This is a genomic window from Pseudofrankia saprophytica (genome assembly GCF_000235425.2).
Classification (GTDB): domain Bacteria; phylum Actinomycetota; class Actinomycetes; order Frankiales; family Frankiaceae; genus Pseudofrankia; species Pseudofrankia saprophytica.
In genome coordinates this window covers 5339742-5359087 of the sequence record NZ_KI912266.1, presented here as the reverse complement: position 1 = coordinate 5359087, position 19346 = coordinate 5339742, and the positions used below count along the sequence as shown (strand labels likewise).

Here is a 19346-nt window from a genome sequence, read left to right as displayed (position 1 = left end):
CGAATGCGAGCCAGAATCGGCGGTCTGGTGGGACGATGTGCATCACCGGGACGGGGTCGTGCCGCCGTCTTGGTCGATGCCGTCTAGGTGGTTTCGGACGCGGGGGGTGCCAGGTGAACGACGGCCTGACAGCCGTCGAGCTTGCCACCGCATTCCCGGACCGGGCGGCGGCTCTGCCCGTGTTGCGGCTCGCGGGCTTTCCTGACGTCCACATCCCGTTCGACGCCGCGACGCCGTTGCAGTTCTGGGACGCGGTGTGCCAGGCGCTGCGCGCCGGTGTCATGAAGGAGGGGCAGGCGCGGCTGTTCGCCGCGGCTCGTGCGCTCTATCCACACAATCCCGCGTTCACCGGGAACGGGACGGCCTCCGACGTCGCGCCCGGGCCGCCGGGCGTCGGGCCTGCTCCCGACCCGCCCTGGCAGCTGCCCCCACCGCCGGCTCTGGTCGTCGCTCGCCCGGAGCTGGAGGTCGAGCTGCTCGCGGCGCTGCTGGGCCCGGCCGGCCCGGTGGCTGGGAGGACGACCGGCATCGAGGGCGAGGGCGGCTTCGGCAAGACCACGCTCGCCGCCGCGGTCTGTGCCCGCGATGAGGTACGTCAGGCGTTTCCTGGCGGCCTGCTGTGGGTCGAGGTCGGGGAGGAACGCCACGGTGCCGCGCTGGCCGCCCTGCTCGATGACCTGGCCATCAGCCTGGTGGGTGCCCCGGCTGGGTCCTCCGACCCAGCCAGGGCCGCGGCCCGGGTCGCCGCCCTGCTCGAGGCCCGGCCTCCGGTGCTGCTTGTGGTCGACGACGTCTGGCGGGCCTCCCAGCTCGCCCCCTTCCTGGCCGTCGGCCGGGCCTGCGGACTGCTCGTCATCACCCGCATCCGTCGCGTTCTGCCGGTCGGTGCCCGGTCGCTGCTGGTCGATCAGATGGCCGACGACGAGGCTCGGGAACTGCTGTGCGGCCCGGTGGACGGGCTCCCCGAGCCGCTGGTGGCGGACCTGCTCGCCTGGACAGGAGGCTGGCCGCTGCTGCTCGGCCTGGCCGGTAGCCAGCTCGCCCTCGCCGTGCGGGAGCGCGCCGGCCTCGAGCAGGCCGCTGCCTGGCTTCTTCGGCAGTTGGTCAACGACGGGCCGGCAACCTTGGACGTGGCGGATGAGCGTGACCGCCAGTTCAGCGTGCGAGCCACCATCAACGCGAGCCTGTCCCAGTTACCCGAAGCCAGCCAACGTCACTACCTGGATCTCGGCATCTTCCCCGAGGACACCTACGTGCCGATCGAGGTCGTCGCGTTGCTGTGGGGCCGTGCCGGTGATCCTGATGGCCGCGAGGCCCGCAGGCTGTGCGACCGGCTGGTCGACCTGAGCCTGCTGCGCCGCCGGTGGAGCGACGACGGCCCGAGGTTCGGCCTGCACGACGTGCTGCGGGCTCACCTGCGCAGCGAGCTCGGCACGGCCGGGCAGAAAGCGGCGCACGCCGCGCTGGTCGCCGCCTTCCGCGTCCTCGTGACCGGCGCGGACGGGCGGGGCCGGTGGTGGCTGCTGCCCGACGGCCCGGTCGGCGACTACCTGACACGCCGACTCATGCACCATCTGCGCGCCGCAGGCCTGGTCGACGAGGCCGGCGCGCTCGCCTGCGACCCGCGCTGGATCGAAGCCTCGATCCAGCGCACCGGGTCCAGTCTGGCGGTCGAGGCCGACCTGGCGAGCACGGGCGGTGAACGGGCGCCTCTGTTCGGGCGAGTGCTGGCGGGCAGCGCCCACCTGCTGACCGGCGCGCCCCTGCCGGGTGGCCTCGGCCCGACCTTGGCGGCTCGACTCGCCACGATCCCCGCTCTCGCAGCCATCGCCGAGTCCTACGCCGAGTCCTTCGCTCATCCATATCTGGGCGTCGTCTGGTCGACCGAGGCCACCAGCCAGGCTCAGCGGCGCGTCCTGGCCGGCCACACCGACGCGGTGACCGCCGTGGCCTTCGCGTCAGACGGTCGTCTGCTGGCCACTGGCAGCCGAGACGGGACGGCACGGTTGTGGAACACGGACAGCGGCACCGAGTCCGCGGTTCTCACTGGCCACCCCGTCTGGGTGCGCGACGTGCGGTTCTCACCAGACGGCCGGCTGCTAGCCACCCTCGGCGATGACGCGACGCTGCGACTGTGGAAGATCGACCGCCCTTTCGAATCCGCCGTTCTGGTCCGTCACCTGAGCTCGGTCGCCGCGGTCGCGTTCTCGCCGGACGGCGGTCTGTTCGCCACCGCCGAGGACGGCCGCGTGCGGGTGTGGGAGGCGGCCAGCGGCGTCGAGCGCGCCGTACTGGTCGGCCACGTCGGCTGGGTGGTCTCGGTGGAGTTCTCGCCGGACGGCCGCCTGCTCGTCGCCGGGGGCGAGGACGGCTCGGTGCGGGTGTGGGAGACGGACAGCGGCGTCGAGCGCGCCGCGCTGACCTTTCGTGGCGGCCAGGCGCGGGGGGTGATGTTCTCGCCGGAGGATGGCCGTCTGCTGGCCGCCGCTGACAGCCACGGGACCGTGTGGCTGTGGGATATCACCAGCGGCGCCGTGCGCGCCGTCCCTGACGACTCCCGAGTTCAGGCGGCGGAGTTCTCCCCGGACGGCAGGGTGCTGGCCACCGCCGGTGGCCTGTTGGAAGGGTCAGTCCGGTTGTGGGACACCGCCGGCGACGCCGAGCTCGCCGGACTCGCCGGTCACAGTCGGTCGGTGCGGGCAGTGGTGTTCTCGCGGGATGGCCGGCTGCTGGCCACCGGTGGGGACGACGGGACGGCGCGGTTGTGGGAGACGGACCGCGGTGCCGAGCTCGCGGTGCTGACCGGTCACCTCGGGGCCGTGGCGGATGTGGCGTTCTCGCCAGACGGCCAGCTGCTCGCCACCGTCAGCGACGACCGGACGGCACGCCTGTGGGACGTCTCCGGCGACATCGGACGCGCCACAGTACCGGCCGGCCTTGGAGAGGTACGGGATGTCGTCTTCCGCCCGGATGGCGAGCTGCTGGTCATCGTCAGCCCCGACGCGACGGTACGGCTCTGGGAGGCACGTAGCGGCATCGAGCGCGCCGCCTTCGCCAGCCACAGTGGCGGCTGGGCGGCCGTGATGGCGTCGTCGCCGAGCGGTGATCTGCTGGCGATCGGCGCGGAGGACGGGACGGTGACCCTCCGGGAAACCGCCGACGGCACCGAACGCGCCGCTCTGAACGGCCACACCGCACTGGTGATCTCGACGGTGTTCTCATCCGACGGCGCGTTGCTGGTCACCGCTGCCGACGACAACACGGTGCGGATCTGGGAAACCGCCGACGGCGCGGAACGCGTGGTGCTGGCTTTTGCCAGCGGCCCGGTGCAGGTATTGGCACTCTCACCGGACGGCACGCTGCTGGCTACTCGCCAATACGGGGGGCCGGCGAGGCTGTGGGACACGACCAGCGGCGCCGAGCGGGCCGTTCTGGGCAGCCCCGACAACACGGGGCAGGCCGTGGTGTTCTCACCGGACGGTCGGCTGGTGGCCGCGTCCGGGGACGAGGACGGGACGGTGCGCATGTGGGAAACAGCCAGCTGCACCGAGCTTGCCGTGCTGGTCGGCCACGCCGGCTGGGTGCAGGAGGTGGCCTTCTCGCCGGACAGCCTGCTGGTGGCTACGTTTGGCGACGACGACGGGACGGCGCGATTGTCGGAGACCGCCACCGGGGTCGAGATCGCCATGCTTACCTGCCGCCTCGGAGGCGTGGAAAATGTGGTGTTCTCACCGGACAGCCGACTGCTGGCGACCGTCAGCGATGAGGGAATAATTCAGCTGTGGGATACCGCCAGCGGGGTCGAACATGCCGCATGGGCCGCTGGCCGATATGCCGCAATGACGTTCTCGCCGGACGGCGGGCTGCTGGCTTCTACTGGCCCTGAGGACGGCACCGTGCGGCTGCGGGACGTGGCCACCGGCACCGAGGTGACCGCCTTGAGGGTCGGCATGAATGTCTCCGGGATTCGATGGCGCGACGACTGTCTCTGCTGCACCACGACTCTCGGCGCCGTGCTGCTTCGCTGCCATCGCTAGCCAGCCCTGGTCCAGCCTGTCCGGCAAAGCACGGCTCTATGGACCGGTGCCCGGTGCCTGGCGTCTCTGTTCCTCGCGACACGGTGGCCCCGTCAAACTTGGATCAAGGTCGCGAGGTCGCCGAGCGAGAGCGGCCTTCTGATGCGTCTCCGTTACCTGGTTAGTCGGCCGGTCTGTCGGCGCGTGGGCCGCCATCGGCCCGCAGGCCGTCGAGCATCACGGTCGTGAGGTGGTCGTCGGCGCGGGCGCCCGGGCGGCAGAGCATGACGTTGAGCAGGCCGACGACCTCGGCGGGCGGGATGTCGGCGCGCAGCGACCCTTCGCGCTGCGCCCGCGCGGCGATCTGCGCCAGCAGGGCGTTGAGCTCCGTGACCAGGTCCTGGACCTGGGAACGCGGTGGCTGGCCGCCGGCCAGCTCCTTGATCAGGGCCAGCGGCAGGTCCGTGCAGCGCCGCACCAGTTGGAGCAGGACCTCCCACCCGGTCAGGCTCCGGGCCTGTTCGGCGTGGCCCGCCGCGAGCAGCTGCCCGACGGCGTCCGCGGCGATGTCCTCCAGGAGGGTCCGCCGGTCCGGGAAGTGCCGATAGAGCGTTCCGACGCCGAGGCCGGCCGTGCGCGCGATCTCCTCCATCGACACCGCCGCCCCGTGCTGGGTGAGCAGCCTGCTCGCGGTGGTGACGATGAGCTCGCGGTTACGGCGGGCGTCGGTGCGCACGACGGCGACCCCTTCGATCGAACCCCTCAACGAAACGGAACTGGAGGTTCATGTTACGGTCCGCCTGGTAGCGGAACCGGAACGTCCGATTCACCTTGGAGGGATCGTGAAGATCGGTCTGTACGTCAACGGGGTCGGCCCGAGCCCACAGGCGCTCATCGACCAGGTCCGGGCCGCCGCGGCCGCCGGCCTCGACAGCGCCTACTTCAGCCAGATCTTCTCCTGGGACGCGCTCACGGTCGCCGCCCTCAGCGCTCAGGCGGCACCGGGCCTCGCGCTGGGCACGGCCATCGTGCAGACCTACCCCCGGCACCCGATCGCGCTTGCGGGACAGGCGCTGACCGTGCAGGCGGTCAGCGGGCAGCCGTTCACGCTCGGGGTCGGCCCGAGCCATCCACCGATCATCGAGGGCATGTTCGGCTACTCGTACGACAAACCGGCTCGGCATGTCCGCGAGTACCTGTCGGCGCTGCTGCCGCTGCTGCGCGGCGAGCAGGTTGATTACCACGGGGAGACACTCACCGCGACCGGCGCGGTCGACGCGCCGAACACGCCACCGCCGTCGGTGCTGCTGTCCGCGCTCGGGCCGGTGATGCTGCGGATCGCAGGCGAGCTCGCCGACGGCACCGTGACCGTGTGGACCGGTTCCGAGCTGATCGGGGACTACATCGCCCCGACCCTCACCGAAGCGGCCACGAGTGCCGGGAGGCCGGCTCCCCGGATCGTGGCGACGGTGGTGGCGAGCGTGACCGCGGATCCCGACGCCACCCGGCGGTGGGTCGCCGAGCAGGTCGGGTTCGCCTCCCAGTTCCCGGGCTACCGGGCCGTGCTGGAGCGCCAGGGACGCTCGGGTGTCGAGGAGACGGTCATCGCCGGTGACGAGGACGCGGTGGCGCGGGCCCTCGGTGAGTTCGCGGCGGCCGGCGTCACCGAGCTGGTCGTCGGCCCGGTCGGCGACGAGCGGGAGTGGACCAGGACGCTGGAACTGCTCGCCGCGCTGCGTGGGGAGCTCGCCGCGGTGTGACCTGATGCGCCGCGCCCGGCACGTTCACCCTGCGCGCGGCCGCCCCCTCATCGTGTCCGACGTTGCGGGGAATCCTGTCAGACGTCGGGGCCACGACCAGTACCGTTTCGTGGCCCCGACGTCTGACAGGACGTGCAGGATCCCCAGGTGCCTCCACGACGCGCGAGGGGAGCAGCCAGGCCGCTGCTGGGTCTGACTCGTCGAGCGGGCAGACAGAGCCTTGCCTAAGGCAACGCTAAACCGGCTCCAGTGGCCGGTACGGCTTGCCGGGAAGCTCCACGATGATGGTGTCGCTGGGACGCACCGTACCGCCCTGTCTCACGATGCTCATGATTCCGGCCTTGCGCACGATATTCCCCGCCTCATCGCGGCCCACGACCTGCTTCAGCAGCCCCTCCTGGAAGTTGTCGATCTGGCGGCAGGGATTGCGCAGACCAGTGACCTCCACGACCGCCTCGGCGCCGATGTGCAGCAATGTGCCGACGGGCAGGTCGAGCAGAGCGATGCCACGTGTCGTGATGTTCTCGCCGAGTTCACCGGGCGCTACCGTGAATCCTTGCCACCTACCTCGGCGAAGAGTTCCTCGTGGATGAGGTGGACCTGCCGCAGATTGGGCTGGGTGGGATCCCGCGCGACGCGTGAGCGATGCCTGACCGTCACACCCGCGTGCACGTCCCCTTCTACCCCGAGCCCGGCCAGCAACGTGATGCTGTCCCGGTTCGGCTTGGTGAACGAGTACTGGCCTTTGCTGCTGACCGCGGTCACCGTCGCGCCCATGTTCTTCACCCTCACAAGCGAAGCCCTGATCGCCGCCGGCGTGTTGCCGGCGTCGTGATTCTGCCGCATTCGCGACGACGGCGACACGGTCACGGCGATCTTCAGGGAGCGGGGGAGCGGGCGCCTGCGTCACTGGTACAGGCCCGGCTCGGGCTCCCAGCCTTCGAGTACGTGGCGGCCGATCTCGATGTGCTTCCAGGCGACCGGGTCGTGCAGCGAGAGCGTGCGCGCGTTGCGCCAGAAGCGGTCGAAGCCGAGCTCGCGCCTCGCGGACCGGGTGCCCATCAGTGCGAAGATCTCCGAGGTCGCGCGGACGGCGGCGCGGCTGGCCGTGGCCTTGGCGGCGTAGATGGGCACGGCCAGCTGCGTGCGGTCGACCTGGCCCGCCTCGAAGGCGTCGAGCAGGTCGCCGGTGGCGATGACGGCGGTGTAGGCGGCGACGAGATCGGCGGTCAGCTCGCCGGCCAGGGCCCGGACGGTGGGGTCCTCGGAGGCCTGCTCGACGTCGGCCGACGGCCATGGTCGGCTGCGGTCGCGGACGAACGGCGCGGCGGCGCGCAGCGCGGCGATGCCGAGGCCGACCAGCTCGGCGGCGAAGCCCGCCTGGAAACGCGGCCCGGAGTGCGGCATGAGCCCGGTGGCCAGCAGGCCGCCGAGCAGCGGGGAGACCTCGACCTCGGTGAAGGTGATGGTTCCCGACTCGGTGGCCCGCTGGCCGAGCGCGTCCCAGTCGTAGGCGATGCGTACGCCCGGCGCGTCCGGCGGCACGAGGAACGTCCTGACGCCGTCCAGCGGGTTGGCTGCCCCGGCGACCGGGTCGAAGGCGGCCACGGCGATCAGGTCCGAGCCTGCGGCGCCGGTGGTGTAGATCTTGGTGCCGTCGAGCAGGTAGGAGCCGTCGTCGCGGCGGTGCGCGAGCGTCGTCATCGGGCTGTCGACGCGCCGGCCGTTCTCCGCCGCGGCCAGGCCGATGACCTGGCGCTGGGTGACGAGCAGCTCGCCCAGCCGGGTCCGCAGCTCCGGGCCCGCGGTGATGTGCAGCTCGCGGACGCAATCCTCATGGACGCGGAAGATCTGCGCGACGGAGCTGTCCGCGACGGCCATGCGCACCTGCGCCTCCAGCGTCAGCCGGTGTGACGCGGCGATGCCGCCGAGCTCGCGGGGCAGGGAGGCGAAGGTGATGCCCGTCGGCTTGAGCGCGGTGATCGACGAGGCCGGGTAGCGCCCCCGCGCGTCGTGCTCGGCGGCGGCCGGCTCGACCTGCTCGTCGAGCACGGCCTGAAGGCGGCCGAGAACGCCGCGCTCCTCGTCGTTCAGACGCGGTGGTGGGAACGCCCGGTCCAGCAGCCCGCGCGCGGCGAGAGCGGATTGCACGGAGGTGGTCATGCGTCGACTCCCGGTGGTGGGTTCGGCGCTGCGGCCGAGTGCGGCGACACGTGGGGTGAAAACTGTCGAAAAGGTACCTTAACCAGCGGTTTTGTAGAATTCTCCCGTGGCTTCGCCCGGGACCCGCTCGTCATCCTCGCCCGACCCCGAGGTCCTCTGGTACCTCACCGCCCCGGACGGCCGCGCGCCATGGTCACCCAGTGGCGTGCGCGACGTGGACTTCGCCTACCTCAAGCAGCTCGCGGGTGCCATCGACGGTCTGGGTTTCGATGGCGCGCTGCTGGCCACCGGCCCGCACGACGTCCACATCCTGGCCGCCGCCCTCGCCTCGCACACCGAGCGGATGCGCTTCCTGCTGGCCGTCCACCCGCCGCTGTTGTCACCGATGCTGGCCGCCAAGATGACCGTCACGCTCGACCAGTTCACCCGCGGGCGCGTCCTGCTGAACATCGTCAACGGTGACGCCGCCACGCTCGCCTCGATGGGCTCGACGCTCGCCCACGACGACCGCTACCGCTACACCGACGAGTGGATCCCGGCGTGGCGGGCCGCCGTCGCCGGCGAGGTCGTCGACGTCGAAGGCGACTTCGTCACGGTGCGGGGCGGCAAGCTGGCGCTGCCGTCGGTGCAGAAGCCCACGCCACCGCTGTGGTTCGGCGGAGCGTCGCCTGCCGCGGTCGAGGTCGCCGCGCGCCACATCGACACCTACCTCGTCTACGGCGACACCCCGGCCAACACCGCCGAGCGGATCGGCCGGGTCGCGGCGCGTGCCGCCGAGCTCGGGCGGACCCTGCGCTACGGGATCCGGCTGTACGTCGTCGTCCGCGACACCGACGAGGAGGCCTGGGCCGAGGCCGCCCGCATCCTGCGCACCATGGACCCGGCCGTCGTCGCCTCGATCCAGCGGGCGTTCGCGGGCACCGATTCGCAGGTCCAGCAGCACCAGCTGGCGCTGCACGGCGGCCAGATCCCGGACGACCCGCGAGCGCTCGAGTTCGACGACGCGCTGTGGTCGGGCTTCGGCCTGGTGCGCCCCGGCGCGGCGACGGCGATCGTCGGCTCGCCCGCGACCGTCCTGCGCCGGCTGCGCGACTTCCAGGCCGTCGGCATCTCCACCTTCATCCTCTCCGGCGTCCCGCTGCTTGAGGAGGCGTACCGGTTCGCCGAGCTGGTGCTGCCCGCCCTCCAGGAGACCGAGGGCCTGCCTGGCGGCGACGCCGCGCTTGGCTACGGCACGCTCGTGGGGGAGGGGCGGCGATGAGCGGGCACCCGCCGGCGGGCGGTGCGACGCACCCGCTGCGCTTCGGCGTCTGGGCGCTGATCAACGGGACCTGGGCGTCGCTGCACCACCCCGACGACCCGCCCGACGCCAGCTACCTGCGCAACCGGCGGCAGATCGTCGAGGCCGAGGCGCTCGGCTACGACACGACGCTGGTCGCCCAGCACACGATCAACCCTTGGAGCGACGAGCTCGACGGCCTGGAGGCATGGACCGCGTCGGCCGCGCTGGCCGAGGCGACGGAGCGCATCGAGATCATCACGGCGATCAAGCCGTTCCTGTACCACCCGGTCGTGCTGGCCAAGCAGGCCCTGCAGATCGAGGAGATCAGCCAGGGCCGGTTCGCCATCAACCTGGTCAACGCCTGGTACAAGCCCGAGATCGAGAAGGCCGGGCTGCCGTTCCTCGAACACGACGAGCGCTACGCCTACGGCCGCGAATGGCTGACGGTCGCGCGCTCGCTCCTCGAAGGCCGGCGCACGACGTTCCACGGCCGGCACTTCGACGTCGACGGCTACCTGCTGCGCCCCGAGGACCGCTTCCGGGACCGCCCGCGTATCTATCTCGGCGGCGAGTCCGAGCCGGCGCGCGCGCTGGGCGCCGACCTCGCGGACCTGTACTTCATCAACGGCCAGCCGATCGAGCGGGTGCGCGCCATCGTCGCCGACGTCGCGAGCCGTGGGCGCGCCGGCCAGCCGCCGCTGCGCTTCGGGCTGTCGGCGTTCGTGATCGCGCGCGAGACCGAGGCGCAGGCGCGCGAGGCACTCGCGTTCGCCTGGGAGATCGCGGCCAGGGACGAGCCGAAGGTGGCGGAGATGTTGAAGCACATCGACACCAAGGCGGTGATGTTCCAGACCCACGCCCAGTTCCCCGCGATCGGCACCAACGGCGGGACCGCGGCCGGCCTCGTCGGCACCTACGACCAGGTCGCCGAGCGGATCCGCGACTTCCACGCCGAGGGGATCGAGACCTTCATGCTGCAGTTCCAGCCGTTCGAACCGGAGATGCGGCGGTTCGCCGAGGAGGTCATCCCCCGGGTCCGCCGCCTGGTGCCATCCGCCGGTGGGGGATGGGCGGTGGCGCCGTGAGCCACGGGGCCGTCGGCGGCGAAGCCGTCGGTGCGCACGTCGTTGGCTCCGACGCCGAGGCGCTCCAGATCGCCGACGCGTTCGCCGCGACGCTGCGCGACGGCGCGGCCGAGCGCGACCGGCAGGCGCGGGTGCCGGTGGAGGAGCTCGCGGCGCTGGGCCGCAGTGGGCTGCTCGGACTGACGGTGCCGGCGCGCCTCGGCGGCGCCGACGTGTCGGCCGTGACCCTCGCCGAGGTGTTCCGGCGGCTCGCGGTCGCGGACCCGTCGGTGGCGCAGGTGCCGCAGAACCACTACGTGTTCGTCTCGGTCCTGCGCCACGACGGCACCGAGGAGCAGCAGCGGCGGCTGCTGGGCGACGTGCTGACGGGCGCGCGGTTCGGCAACGCCCTGTCGGAGCGCGGCACGAAGCACGTCATGGACATGCGGACCCGGCTGCTGCCGGCGGCCGACGGGACGCTGCGCCTGAACGGCACCAAGTACTACTGCACGGGCGCGTTGACGGCGACGTGGATCCCGGTGTTCGCGCTCGACGAGGCGGACCGGCTGGTGGTCGCGTACGTCCCGCGTGACGCGGACGGCGTGGAGGTGCTGCAGGACTGGAGCGCCTTCGGGCAGCGGGCGACGATGAGCGGCACGACGCGGCTGACGGACGTGGCCGTCGCCCCGGAGAACGTCGTGGCGCACTGGCACACGTACGAGCGGCCGCAGGTGGCCGGCGCGTTCGGCCAGATCCTGCACGCGGCCATCGACGTCGGCATCGCGGGCGCCGCGCTCGCCGACGGCGCGCGGTTCGTGCGCGAGCAGGCCCGGCCGTGGTTCGAGGCCGCCGAGGAACGCGCCGCCGACGAGCCGCACGTGCTCCTGCGCTTCGGCCAGCTCGGCGCCAAGGTCCACGCCGCGGAGGCGCTGCTGCGGCGGGCGGCCGAGACGCTCGACGCGGCGGCCGCACAGGGGCCCCGGCCCAGTGCCGAGGCCGCGGGCGCGGCGTCACTGGCGGTGGCCGAGGCGAAGGCGTTCGGCGGCGACGTCGCCGTCGAGGTCGCCAGCGAGATCTTCGGGCTGATGGGCGCCTCGGCGTCCGACGCGGCGCACGACCTGGACCGTCACTGGCGCAATGCCCGTACGCACACCCTGCATGACCCGGCGCGCTGGAAGTACGTGCACAACGGCAACCACATCATCAACGGCGTGCTGCCACCGAACCACGGCCTGGTCTAGGCGCGCGTCGTGGCAGGGATCCGGGCGGGTGCGCGGCCACGCGCGAGCCTCGGCCGTCGACGACGTGCGGTCAGCGGCGCTCGGCCAGGTACCCGGCGAGGTGGTCGATCACCTCGCGCGCGTCGTCCTCGATGCCGTGGATGAAGGTGGACTTCCGCCGCCGCAGCAGCGGCAGGCCCAGCGCGTACAGGCCCGGGACGCCGAGCACGCCGCCCTCGTGGCGCAGGCGGCCCTTCGCGTCCAGGGCCGGCAGGTCGAGCCACTGGTAGTCGGGTCGGAAGCCCGTCGCCCACACGATCGCCCGGATCTCCCCGCTGCCCAGGTCGAGTCGCAGCCGCGTCGTCTCGGGCACCTTCGTCGGCGCGAACCGCTCGGGACCGCCGAGCTCGCCGCGCGCCCGGGCCCCGTCCACTCGGGCGCCGTCCATCCGGGCCCATTCGTCGAACGTGTCCAGCAGGCGTTCCAGCTTGAGGTCCGCGAGCGAGAACAGGTTGCGCAGGCCGCCGGAGAACAGCGCTTCGCCGTCGCGCACCGCCGCCCAGCGGCCCACCAGCTCGACGCCCATCGCGGCGAGCGCGTTGAGATCGAGCGTCCGGCGCTCGGGCGTCCCGACGAGCTGCGGCGAGGGCAGCCGCCGCGCCCGGGTGAGGTCGTCGACCTGATCGTGCCGCTGGTCCCACACGCCCGACGCGTCCATCCACCACAGCACGTCGCGCCCGCGGTACAGGCGCGGCAGCCGCACGTGCTCGCCCACCGACAGGGTCACCGGCCGGCCCGACCGCGCCAGCTCGGCCGCGAGCTGCACGCCGGTCGCCGACGCTCCGACGACGAGGACGCCGCCGTCGGGCAGCTCGTCGGGGCCGCGGTAGTCGAACGGCGTCAGCTGCTCGACGGCCGACGGCACCGCCTCGGCGAACGGCGGCACCGTCGGTCGGTTGCAGGCGCCGCTCGCGATGACCACGGTCTGGCAGCGAATCTCGCCGTGGCTCGTTATGACGTCGTATCCGTCATCTGCGTGTCGCACCGACGACACGTTCGTGCCGGTGCGGACGGGAGCGCGCGAGACTTCGGCGAAGCGCTCGATGAACCCGATCACCTCGCCCATCGTCATGTAGCCGTCGGGATCGGGGCCTTCGTAGCGCTGGTTCGGCAGGTGGGTCTGCCAGTTGGGAGTGAGCAGCCGCAGGGAGTCCCAGCGTTCGCGTCGCCAGGAGTTCGCCACCTCGCCGCGTTCGAGCACGACGTGGTCGACCGACCGGTCGCTCAGGAAGTGGCTCGCGGCGAGGCCCGCGTGCCCCGCGCCGATGACGACGGTGCTGGTGCGCTCGATGGCCGGCCTCCTCGCAGCTAGTTCCACCCGTCTGACCAGTGTATTGTCGAGAATCCCCACGGGGAATCTGGGGAATAGGACTAGAGGGGGCCACGCAACATGACCACGGCTGACAACGGAGTCAACGTCCAGGCGCTGCTCGACGCGCGCGAGGTGCTGAAGGGCGCGCCCGAGGCCGCGCAGTTCACCTGGCGGGCATCCTCCACGTGGAAGCAGGGCGTCCACAGCACGACCTCGATCCAGGGCTTCCACGGTCTCGGGGCGGAGCAGAGCCACAAGGCCGAGACGGTGTTCGACGCCGACCACCCCGAGGTCTTCGCCGCCGAGGACAACGGCATCACGCCGATCGAATACCTCCTCGTCGGCCTGGCGAGCTGCCTGACAGCGGGCGTGGCGTCCGTCGCGCAGAACCGCGGCATCCAGCTGCGCTCGGTCGAGGCGCAGCTCGAGGGCAAGCACGACATCCGCGGGATCCTCGGTGTCGACAGCGACGTTCGCAACGGCTTCAACGACATCAAGGTGACCTTCACCATCGACGCGGACGCCTCGGAGAAGGACATCGCCGCCCTGGTGGCCCAGTCCCAGAAGCGCTCCGCCGTGTTCGACGCGCTCACCAACCCCACCAACGTGACGGTCGAGGTCGCCTGAGCGTTGAATGCGTCCGTGGCGTCAGCCTCGGCGAGGGCACCCGGCTCGGTCGGCAGTGTCGAGACGCGCTACCTCGACCTGCCGAGGCCGGTGCGTCTCGACTGCGGACGGGAGCTGCACCCGGTCCGGGTGGCGTACGAGACCTACGGCGCGCTCGCGCCCGGGCGCGACAACGTCATCCTGGTGTGTCACGCGCTGAGCGGTGACGCCCACGCGGCCGGCGTCTCGCGCACACCGCCCGAGCAGAGCACCCGCGACGGGTTCGGGGCGCGGGACCGCGACGGCACCGCCGGCCCGGGACTCGGCTGGTGGGACGGGATGATCGGCCCCGGCAAGGCGTTCGACACCGACCGGTTCTTCGTCGTCGCCACCAACCTGCTCGGCGGGTGCCGCGGCACGACGGGGCCGTCGTCCGTCGACCCGGCCACCGGCCGGCCGTACGGGTCGGACTTCCCGGTCATCACCGTCGCCGACATGGTGCGCACCGAGCGCGCCTTCCTGGACGAGCTCGGTATCGAGCGGCTCGCGGCGGTGGCCGGTGGCTCGCTCGGTGGCATGCAGGCGCTCGAGTGGGCGATCCTGTTCCCCGACCAGGTCGACGCCGTCGTGGTCATCGCCAGCACGCACGCCCTGTACCCGCAGGGCCTGGCCTGGAACGCGATAGCCCGTGACGCGATCATGCGGGACCCGGACTGGCAGGGCGGCCACTACTACGGCACGGGCCGTGCGCCCAGCGCGGGCATGGGCCTGGCGCGGATGGTCGGCCACGTCACGTACCTGTCGGCACCGGCGCTGGACGACAAGTTCGGCCGGCGCCTGCAGTTCTCCGACGACATCCGCTACACGATCACCGAGCCGGAGTTCGAGGTCGAGAGCTACCTGCGCCACCAGGCCGACTCGTTCGTCCGGCGCTTCGACGCGAACACCTACCTCTACACGTCGCGCGCGCTGACGTACTTCGATCTCGGCCGGCAGCACGGCGGCGGGTCGCTCACGCGCGCGCTCGCGAACGTCTCGGTACGGGCGCTGCTGATCGCGTTCAGCTCCGACTGGCTGTACCCACCGGCCGCGTCGGCGCAGATCGCGGACGCGCTGCGGGCCCTCGGCAAACCGGTCGAGTTCCACGTGATCGACGCGCCGTACGGCCACGACTGCTTCCTGCTGGAGGAAGCTAGGCAGACACCGATCATTCGCCGTTTCCTGGAGAGGCCTTCGTGACCGACCAGTCCGCCCGCGTCGAGGAAGCTCGTGCGTTCGGGTTCGAGACACGGCAGCTGCACGCCGGGCAACGACCCGACCCGAACACCGGCGCGCGCGCGGTGCCGATCTTCCAGACGACCAGCTACGTGTTCGAGGACCCGGAGTCCGCGGCCGCGTACTTCAACCTGCAGGAGTACGGCAACACGTACTCGCGCATCATGAACCCGACCGTCGCGGTGTTCGAGGAACGGGTGGCGAACCTCGAGGGCGGCGTCGGCGGGGTGGCGTTCGCCAGCGGCATCGCCGCGCAGGCGGCCGCGCTGTTCACGCTGCTGGCGCCGGGTGACCACGTCGTCTCGTCCTCGGCGCTCTACGGCGGGACGGTGAACCAGCTCAAGCACCTGCTGCGCAAGATGAGCGCCGAGCTGACGTGGGTCGATCCGGACGATCCGGCGGCGTGGCGGGGCGCGGTGCGCGCGAACACGAAGGCCTTCTTCGGCGAGACGATCGGCAACCCCGCCGGGAACGTGCTGGACATCCGGACCGTGGCGGACATCGCGCACGAGCACGAGCTGCCGCTCCTCGTCGACAACACGTTCGCCACGCCATACCTGTGCCGGCCGATCGACTGGGGCGCCGACATCGTGATCCACTCGGCGACCAAGTTCATCGGCGGCCACGGCACGAGCATCGGCGGCGTCGTCGTCGAGGCCGGCACCTTCGACTGGTCCAACGGGCGGTTTCCCGTCATCGCGGACCCGTCGCCGGCCTACCACGGCCTGCGGTTCCACGAGACGTTCGGGACCTACGGCTACCTGATGAAGCTGCGGGCCGAGACCCTGCGCGACCTCGGCGCGACGCTCGCGCCGCTGAACGCGTTCCTGTTCCTGCAGGGGCTCGAGACGCTGTCGCTGCGGATGGAACGCCACGTCGAGAACGCCCGGGCGGTCGCGGCGTTCCTCGAGTCCCACGAGCTGGCGTCCAACGTGACCTATTCCGGCCTGCCGACGAGCAAATACCGCCCGCTGGTGGACAGGTACCTGCCGCGCGGCGCGGGCGCGGTGTTCTCGTTCGACTGCGCCGGCGGCCGCGACGGCGGCCAGGACCTCATCCGCGGCGTGACGCTCTGGTCCCACCTCGCGAACGTCGGCGACGCGAAAAGCCTGATCATCCACCCGGCCAGCACCACGCACCGCCAGCTGAGCGACGACGAGCTCCGGGCATCCGGCGTCGGGCCGGGGACGGTGCGGCTGTCGGTCGGCCTCGAGTCCGTCGAGGACCTGATCTGGGACCTGGAACAGGGTTTCGCGCACGTCGCCGCGGCAGCGGGAAAGAGGTAGCGACAACGTGACCGATCTCGGGGACGACGTGACCGATCTCGGGCGCTACCAGGACCCGCGAACGATCCAGCGCGTGCTGCACACCGCGCGGACGGTCGCGGTCGTGGGGCTGTCGAGCAACGAGCTGCGGGCCAGCTACTTCGTCGGCTACTACCTCAAGCGGCACGGCTACCGCGTCATCCCGGTGAATCCCCGGGAGACGGAGATCCTCGGCGAGCGGTGTTACCCAAGCCTGGCCGACGTGCCCGTGCCGGTGGACCTCGTGAACGTCTTCCGCGCGCCGGACGCGCTGCCGGCGATCGCGCGGGAGGCCGTGGCGATCCACGCCAGCGCCCTCTGGTGCCAGTTCGGTGTGATCAACGAGGAGGGCGCGCGGATCGCCGAGGAAGGCGGTCTGACGGTGGTCATGGACCGCTGCCTGAAGATAGAGCACGCGCGCTACGCGGGCCGGATGCACTGGCTCGGCTTCAACACCGAGCGCATCACCTCCGTCCGCGCCGGGCTCCAGTAGCCGGCAGGCGGACGTTCGCTGCCAGCGTCACCTTCGCGGACTGACTCCGTCAGCGAGAGAGAACGCCTCATGGTCGAGACGCCACGTGTCGTCCGTCGTCTGGCAGAGGTCGGCTCGCCAGCTTGCCAACCTGCCGCGAAGCGTCGCCACCAGCATGCCCGACTCGGACCAGACAGTGCCGGCGCCCGCGCGTTCCGCCACGGCGGCGGCCTCTTCCGCGACGGCATAGGCGTCGCGACGGGAGGATTTCCGGTACAGGAATGTCGCGTACCTGAGCGCGCATTCGAGTCGGATCGGATCAGCCGGTCCCAACATCGACGCCGCCGACTGAGCCTTCTCATAGAGGTCCGTTGCCCGTGCGACGGCGGCGGCGTATCCCTCGGATGATTTGGTCAGCGGCACCGCTTTGGCTGCTAGTTCGGCCTGAGCCGTCAGCGCCTTGACATCCATCATGGATAGTCCTCGGGTCAGAGTTCTCGGCTGGGAAAGATCCACAGCCAAGCCCCCCCTGACGTGTCAGACCATAGCATCGCGAAGACGGGCCGTCGGCCGAACGCGGTATCGGCATCGGGCATCGAGGTGGCGACGCGACGTGGGCATGGCCACGATCGCCCGATGACGGCCGCCGCCGCGACGGCACTGTGCTGCGCCGGGGATCCTCGTCGCGGTCAGTCGCTCGTCCGGTAGTGATCCCGCATCGCCGGGTAGTAGTCGCGGTCGAAGTCGACGGCGGCCGGGTCGCCACCGGTCTCCGCCGCGATCAACCGGTCGAGGTAGTACTCCCACCCGGGCCCGATGTTCTCGGCGGCGTCGGGAGCGATCCCCGGCTGGGAGAAGGTCAGGGTGGTGACGCCGTCGGTCTCGGTGAGCTCGAGGTCGAGCAGCCAGCCGTCGTCGCCGGCGCGGGTGCTCACTCGGAGCACGTGTGGCGGCGTGCACTCGCGGATCTCCACGTCGGACGGCGGCCCGTCGCCCTCCTCCGTCATCCGCAACTTCACCCGGCCCGATGCGGGGTCTCCGGTGAAGGGGCCGATCCAGCGGGCCAGGCGCTCGGGCTCGGTGACCGCTGCCCACACGTCCCACACGGGCGCGCGGAACGTGCGCGTGAGGACCAGTACGTGTTGTTCGCCCCGTCGCTCGATGCGGCCGGTCGGCTTCGGCGTCATGCGGTCTCCTGTTCGGGCTGGCGTCGGGTTGTCGCGGCGCGGCGGTCGCGGCCGGCGCGGCGCACCTCCGTGTCGAGGGCGTCGAGGGCGTTGCCCGACAGCAGTGCGCCCAGGTCGGGCGCGGCGAGGCCGGCCAGGAACGCGCGGACCTCGTCCAGCCCCGCCGGGCGCAGCGTGTAGTGGCGTTCGCGGCCTCGGTCGACGACGTCGACGAGACCTGCCTCGGTCAGCAGCCGCAGGTGCTTGCTGACCGCCGGGCGGGACACGTCGTACGGCGCGGCCAGGTCGACCACCCGCCGCGGCCCGGCGGCGAGTCGCCGAAGCAGCGACCGCCGGACCGGGTCCGCGAGCGCGCCGAAGACGTCCACCCGAAAATGGTAACCTTTCAGTTACCATTTCGGCAAGGAGCTGGTGACCGCCGCGCCGCCGCTCGCGCCGGTCGCCTTGATCGCGCTGATCGCCCTGGCCCGGATCTCCGACGCGGCCCGCGGCCCGCGGCCCGCGCCCGTGCTGGCGCGCTCCGGGCACAAACGGGTGTTCAGCGGCGTTCAGGTGGTCAGGTGCGCCACCGTCGAGGGGACGAGATGCCAGAGACCTACAGCAGGGACCCTGCGGCCATTTCGCGGCTTACGCCGGAGCAGTACCGGGTGACCCAGGAAAGCGGCACCGAGCGAGCGTTCACCGGTGAGTACTGCGACAACAAGCGGCCGGGGATCTACGTCGACGTCGTTTCCGGCGAGCCTTTGTTCGCGTCGGTGCACAAGTTCGACAGCGGCACCGGCTGGCCGAGCTTCACGGTGCCGATCGAGCCGGGCAACGTGATCGAGAAGGTCGACACCAGTTACGGGATGCGGCGTACCGAGGTCCGGTCGGCGCACGGTGACAGCCACCTCGGCCACCTGTTCGACGACGGCCCGGCGGACGCCGGCGGCCTGCGGTACTGCCTGAACTCGGCGGCCCTCCGCTTCGTCCCGGTGGACGAGCTGGAGAGCGCGGGCTACGGCGCCTATCGGCAGCTTTTTGAGGACAAAGAGGGGAAGGCGGAGTAGATGAGCACCGCGACGGAGAAGGCCGTCCTGGCCGGCGGCTGTTTCTGGGGAGTCGAGGAGCTCGTCCGCAAGCTCCCCGGCGTGCTGGACACCGAGGTGGGTTACACCGGCGGCGACGTACCCAACGCGACGTACCGCAACCACGGCACCCACGCCGAGGCACTGGAGATCACCTTCGACCCGGCCAGGATCTCCTACCGGGACCTGCTGGAGTTCTTCTTCCAGATCCACGACCCGTCGACGAGGAACCGGCAGGGCAACGACGTCGGCCTCAGCTACCGGTCGGCGATCTTCTACACCGACGAGGAGCAGAAGCGGGTCGCGGAGGACACCATCGCGGACGTCGACGCCTCCGGCATCTGGCCGGGGAAGGTCGTCACCGAGGTCGCTGCGGCCGGTCCGTTCTGGCAGGCGGAGCCAGAGCACCAGGACTACCTGCAGAACTACCCGGAGGGCTACACCTGCCACTACGTGCGGCCGGGCTGGAAGCTCCCCCACCGCGCGGAGTCGGCGGCACACTGACCGCTCCTGACTGACCGCTCCTGATCGAGGGGCACCCCGCGCCCGGGTGCCCCT

At 71.5% G+C, this 19346-nt stretch carries 19 protein-coding genes; 11 read left to right on the top strand and 8 right to left on the bottom strand.

What is annotated here, in order from left to right:
• Positions 1–113 precede the first annotated feature (113 nt).
• Positions 114–4037, top strand: coding sequence for an NB-ARC domain-containing protein (locus tag FRCN3DRAFT_RS49740; RefSeq protein ID WP_007509020.1), 3924 nt, complete (start codon positions 114–116; stop codon positions 4035–4037).
• Positions 4038–4197: 160 nt separating this feature from the next.
• Here the strand turns inward: FRCN3DRAFT_RS49740 and FRCN3DRAFT_RS0222510 are convergent, their stop codons facing one another.
• A complete protein-coding gene (locus FRCN3DRAFT_RS0222510; RefSeq protein ID WP_007509022.1) occupies positions 4198–4752 on the bottom strand; it encodes a TetR/AcrR family transcriptional regulator in 555 nt (184 codons plus the stop codon).
• A gap of 106 nt (positions 4753–4858) precedes the next feature.
• Between FRCN3DRAFT_RS0222510 and FRCN3DRAFT_RS0222505 the strand changes: the two genes are divergently transcribed.
• Positions 4859–5776 carry a TIGR03564 family F420-dependent LLM class oxidoreductase gene (locus FRCN3DRAFT_RS0222505; RefSeq protein WP_007509023.1) on the top strand — a complete coding sequence of 306 codons (918 nt, stop codon included), beginning with the start codon at positions 4859–4861 and terminating at the stop codon, positions 5774–5776.
• 235 nt (positions 5777–6011) lie between these two features.
• Here the strand turns inward: FRCN3DRAFT_RS0222505 and FRCN3DRAFT_RS58225 are convergent, their stop codons facing one another.
• From FRCN3DRAFT_RS58225 to FRCN3DRAFT_RS0222495, 3 genes are read right to left on the bottom strand one after another with little or no spacing between them, the layout of a single operon-like run.
• Positions 6012–6266 (bottom strand): hypothetical protein, encoded by a 255-nt coding sequence (locus FRCN3DRAFT_RS58225; protein WP_483414356.1) that lies wholly within the window; start codon positions 6264–6266, stop codon positions 6012–6014.
• 53 nt (positions 6267–6319) lie between these two features.
• Positions 6320–6646 carry a hypothetical protein gene (locus tag FRCN3DRAFT_RS58220; protein WP_198536019.1) on the bottom strand — a complete coding sequence of 109 codons (327 nt, stop codon included), beginning with the start codon at positions 6644–6646 and terminating at the stop codon, positions 6320–6322.
• A 36-nt stretch (positions 6647–6682) separates the two neighbouring features.
• Complete coding sequence (locus FRCN3DRAFT_RS0222495) at positions 6683–7939, bottom strand: acyl-CoA dehydrogenase family protein (RefSeq protein ID WP_007509029.1); 1257 nt, start codon at positions 7937–7939, stop codon at positions 6683–6685.
• A gap of 106 nt (positions 7940–8045) precedes the next feature.
• Here FRCN3DRAFT_RS0222495 and FRCN3DRAFT_RS0222490 point away from each other — a divergent pair, with 106 nt between their 5' ends.
• From FRCN3DRAFT_RS0222490 to FRCN3DRAFT_RS0222480, 3 genes are read left to right on the top strand one after another with little or no spacing between them, the layout of a single operon-like run.
• On the top strand, positions 8046–9200 hold the full coding sequence (locus FRCN3DRAFT_RS0222490; protein WP_007509032.1) for an LLM class flavin-dependent oxidoreductase: 1155 nt from the start codon (positions 8046–8048) through the stop codon (positions 9198–9200).
• A complete protein-coding gene (locus FRCN3DRAFT_RS0222485; RefSeq protein WP_007509034.1) occupies positions 9197–10306 on the top strand; it encodes an LLM class flavin-dependent oxidoreductase in 1110 nt (369 codons plus the stop codon). The genes FRCN3DRAFT_RS0222490 and FRCN3DRAFT_RS0222485 overlap by 4 nt, the downstream gene beginning before the upstream one ends.
• The gene (locus FRCN3DRAFT_RS0222480) at positions 10303–11526 is read left to right on the top strand and encodes an SfnB family sulfur acquisition oxidoreductase (protein ID WP_007509036.1); all 1224 of its coding nucleotides are present in this window, start codon (positions 10303–10305) and stop codon (positions 11524–11526) included. The genes FRCN3DRAFT_RS0222485 and FRCN3DRAFT_RS0222480 overlap by 4 nt, the downstream gene beginning before the upstream one ends.
• A gap of 70 nt (positions 11527–11596) precedes the next feature.
• Here FRCN3DRAFT_RS0222480 and FRCN3DRAFT_RS0222475 read toward each other — a convergent pair whose 3' ends face one another.
• On the bottom strand, positions 11597–12883 hold the full coding sequence (locus FRCN3DRAFT_RS0222475) for an NAD(P)-binding domain-containing protein (protein WP_027140842.1): 1287 nt from the start codon (positions 12881–12883) through the stop codon (positions 11597–11599).
• A 72-nt stretch (positions 12884–12955) separates the two neighbouring features.
• Here FRCN3DRAFT_RS0222475 and FRCN3DRAFT_RS0222470 point away from each other — a divergent pair, with 72 nt between their 5' ends.
• From FRCN3DRAFT_RS0222470 to FRCN3DRAFT_RS0222455, 4 genes are read left to right on the top strand one after another with little or no spacing between them, the layout of a single operon-like run.
• Positions 12956–13504: an OsmC family protein gene (locus FRCN3DRAFT_RS0222470; protein WP_007509040.1), complete on the top strand. Its 549-nt coding sequence runs from the start codon at positions 12956–12958 to the stop codon at positions 13502–13504.
• 15 nt (positions 13505–13519) lie between these two features.
• Positions 13520–14722, top strand: a complete 1203-nt coding sequence (gene metX / locus FRCN3DRAFT_RS0222465) for a homoserine O-acetyltransferase MetX (protein ID WP_007509043.1) — start codon at positions 13520–13522, stop codon at positions 14720–14722.
• Positions 14719–16044, top strand: a complete 1326-nt coding sequence (locus tag FRCN3DRAFT_RS0222460; RefSeq protein WP_007509045.1) for an O-acetylhomoserine aminocarboxypropyltransferase/cysteine synthase family protein — start codon at positions 14719–14721, stop codon at positions 16042–16044. The genes metX and FRCN3DRAFT_RS0222460 overlap by 4 nt, the downstream gene beginning before the upstream one ends.
• 7 nt (positions 16045–16051) lie before the next feature.
• Entirely contained in the window at positions 16052–16555 is a 504-nt protein-coding gene (locus tag FRCN3DRAFT_RS0222455) for a CoA-binding protein (protein ID WP_007509047.1), read from the top strand.
• Positions 16556–16582: 27 nt separating this feature from the next.
• Here the strand turns inward: FRCN3DRAFT_RS0222455 and FRCN3DRAFT_RS0222450 are convergent, their stop codons facing one another.
• From FRCN3DRAFT_RS0222450 to FRCN3DRAFT_RS0222440, 3 genes are all read right to left on the bottom strand, one after another.
• Positions 16583–17008: a hypothetical protein gene (locus tag FRCN3DRAFT_RS0222450; protein ID WP_007509049.1), complete on the bottom strand. Its 426-nt coding sequence runs from the start codon at positions 17006–17008 to the stop codon at positions 16583–16585.
• Between the two features lie 215 nt (positions 17009–17223).
• Positions 17224–17721 (bottom strand): SRPBCC family protein, encoded by a 498-nt coding sequence (locus FRCN3DRAFT_RS0222445; protein ID WP_007509050.1) that lies wholly within the window; start codon positions 17719–17721, stop codon positions 17224–17226.
• The gene (locus tag FRCN3DRAFT_RS0222440; protein WP_007509052.1) at positions 17718–18089 is read right to left on the bottom strand and encodes an ArsR/SmtB family transcription factor; all 372 of its coding nucleotides are present in this window, start codon (positions 18087–18089) and stop codon (positions 17718–17720) included. The genes FRCN3DRAFT_RS0222445 and FRCN3DRAFT_RS0222440 overlap by 4 nt, the downstream gene beginning before the upstream one ends.
• Before the next feature lie 216 nt (positions 18090–18305).
• On the opposite strand from FRCN3DRAFT_RS0222440, the gene msrB reads away from it, so the two are divergent.
• A complete protein-coding gene (gene msrB, locus FRCN3DRAFT_RS0222430) occupies positions 18306–18770 on the top strand; it encodes a peptide-methionine (R)-S-oxide reductase MsrB (RefSeq protein ID WP_007509053.1) in 465 nt (154 codons plus the stop codon).
• On the top strand, positions 18771–19292 hold the full coding sequence (msrA, locus tag FRCN3DRAFT_RS0222425; RefSeq protein WP_007509055.1) for a peptide-methionine (S)-S-oxide reductase MsrA: 522 nt from the start codon (positions 18771–18773) through the stop codon (positions 19290–19292).
• Positions 19293–19346 lie beyond the last annotated feature (54 nt).

Excerpts from the sequence above, each read along its gene's own strand:
- FRCN3DRAFT_RS0222470 (WP_007509040.1), top strand. The coding sequence starts at position 12,956 with ATGACCACGGCTGACAACGGAGTCAACGTCCAGGCGCTGCTCGACGCG.
- FRCN3DRAFT_RS0222445 (WP_007509050.1), bottom strand. The coding sequence starts at position 17,721 with ATGACGCCGAAGCCGACCGGCCGCATCGAGCGACGGGGCGAACAACAC.
- msrA (WP_007509055.1), top strand. The coding sequence starts at position 18,771 with ATGAGCACCGCGACGGAGAAGGCCGTCCTGGCCGGCGGCTGTTTCTGG.
- msrB (WP_007509053.1), top strand. The coding sequence starts at position 18,306 with ATGCCAGAGACCTACAGCAGGGACCCTGCGGCCATTTCGCGGCTTACG.
- FRCN3DRAFT_RS0222450 (WP_007509049.1), bottom strand. The coding sequence starts at position 17,008 with ATGATGGATGTCAAGGCGCTGACGGCTCAGGCCGAACTAGCAGCCAAA.
- FRCN3DRAFT_RS0222495 (WP_007509029.1), bottom strand. The coding sequence starts at position 7,939 with ATGACCACCTCCGTGCAATCCGCTCTCGCCGCGCGCGGGCTGCTGGAC.
- FRCN3DRAFT_RS0222485 (WP_007509034.1), top strand. The coding sequence starts at position 9,197 with ATGAGCGGGCACCCGCCGGCGGGCGGTGCGACGCACCCGCTGCGCTTC.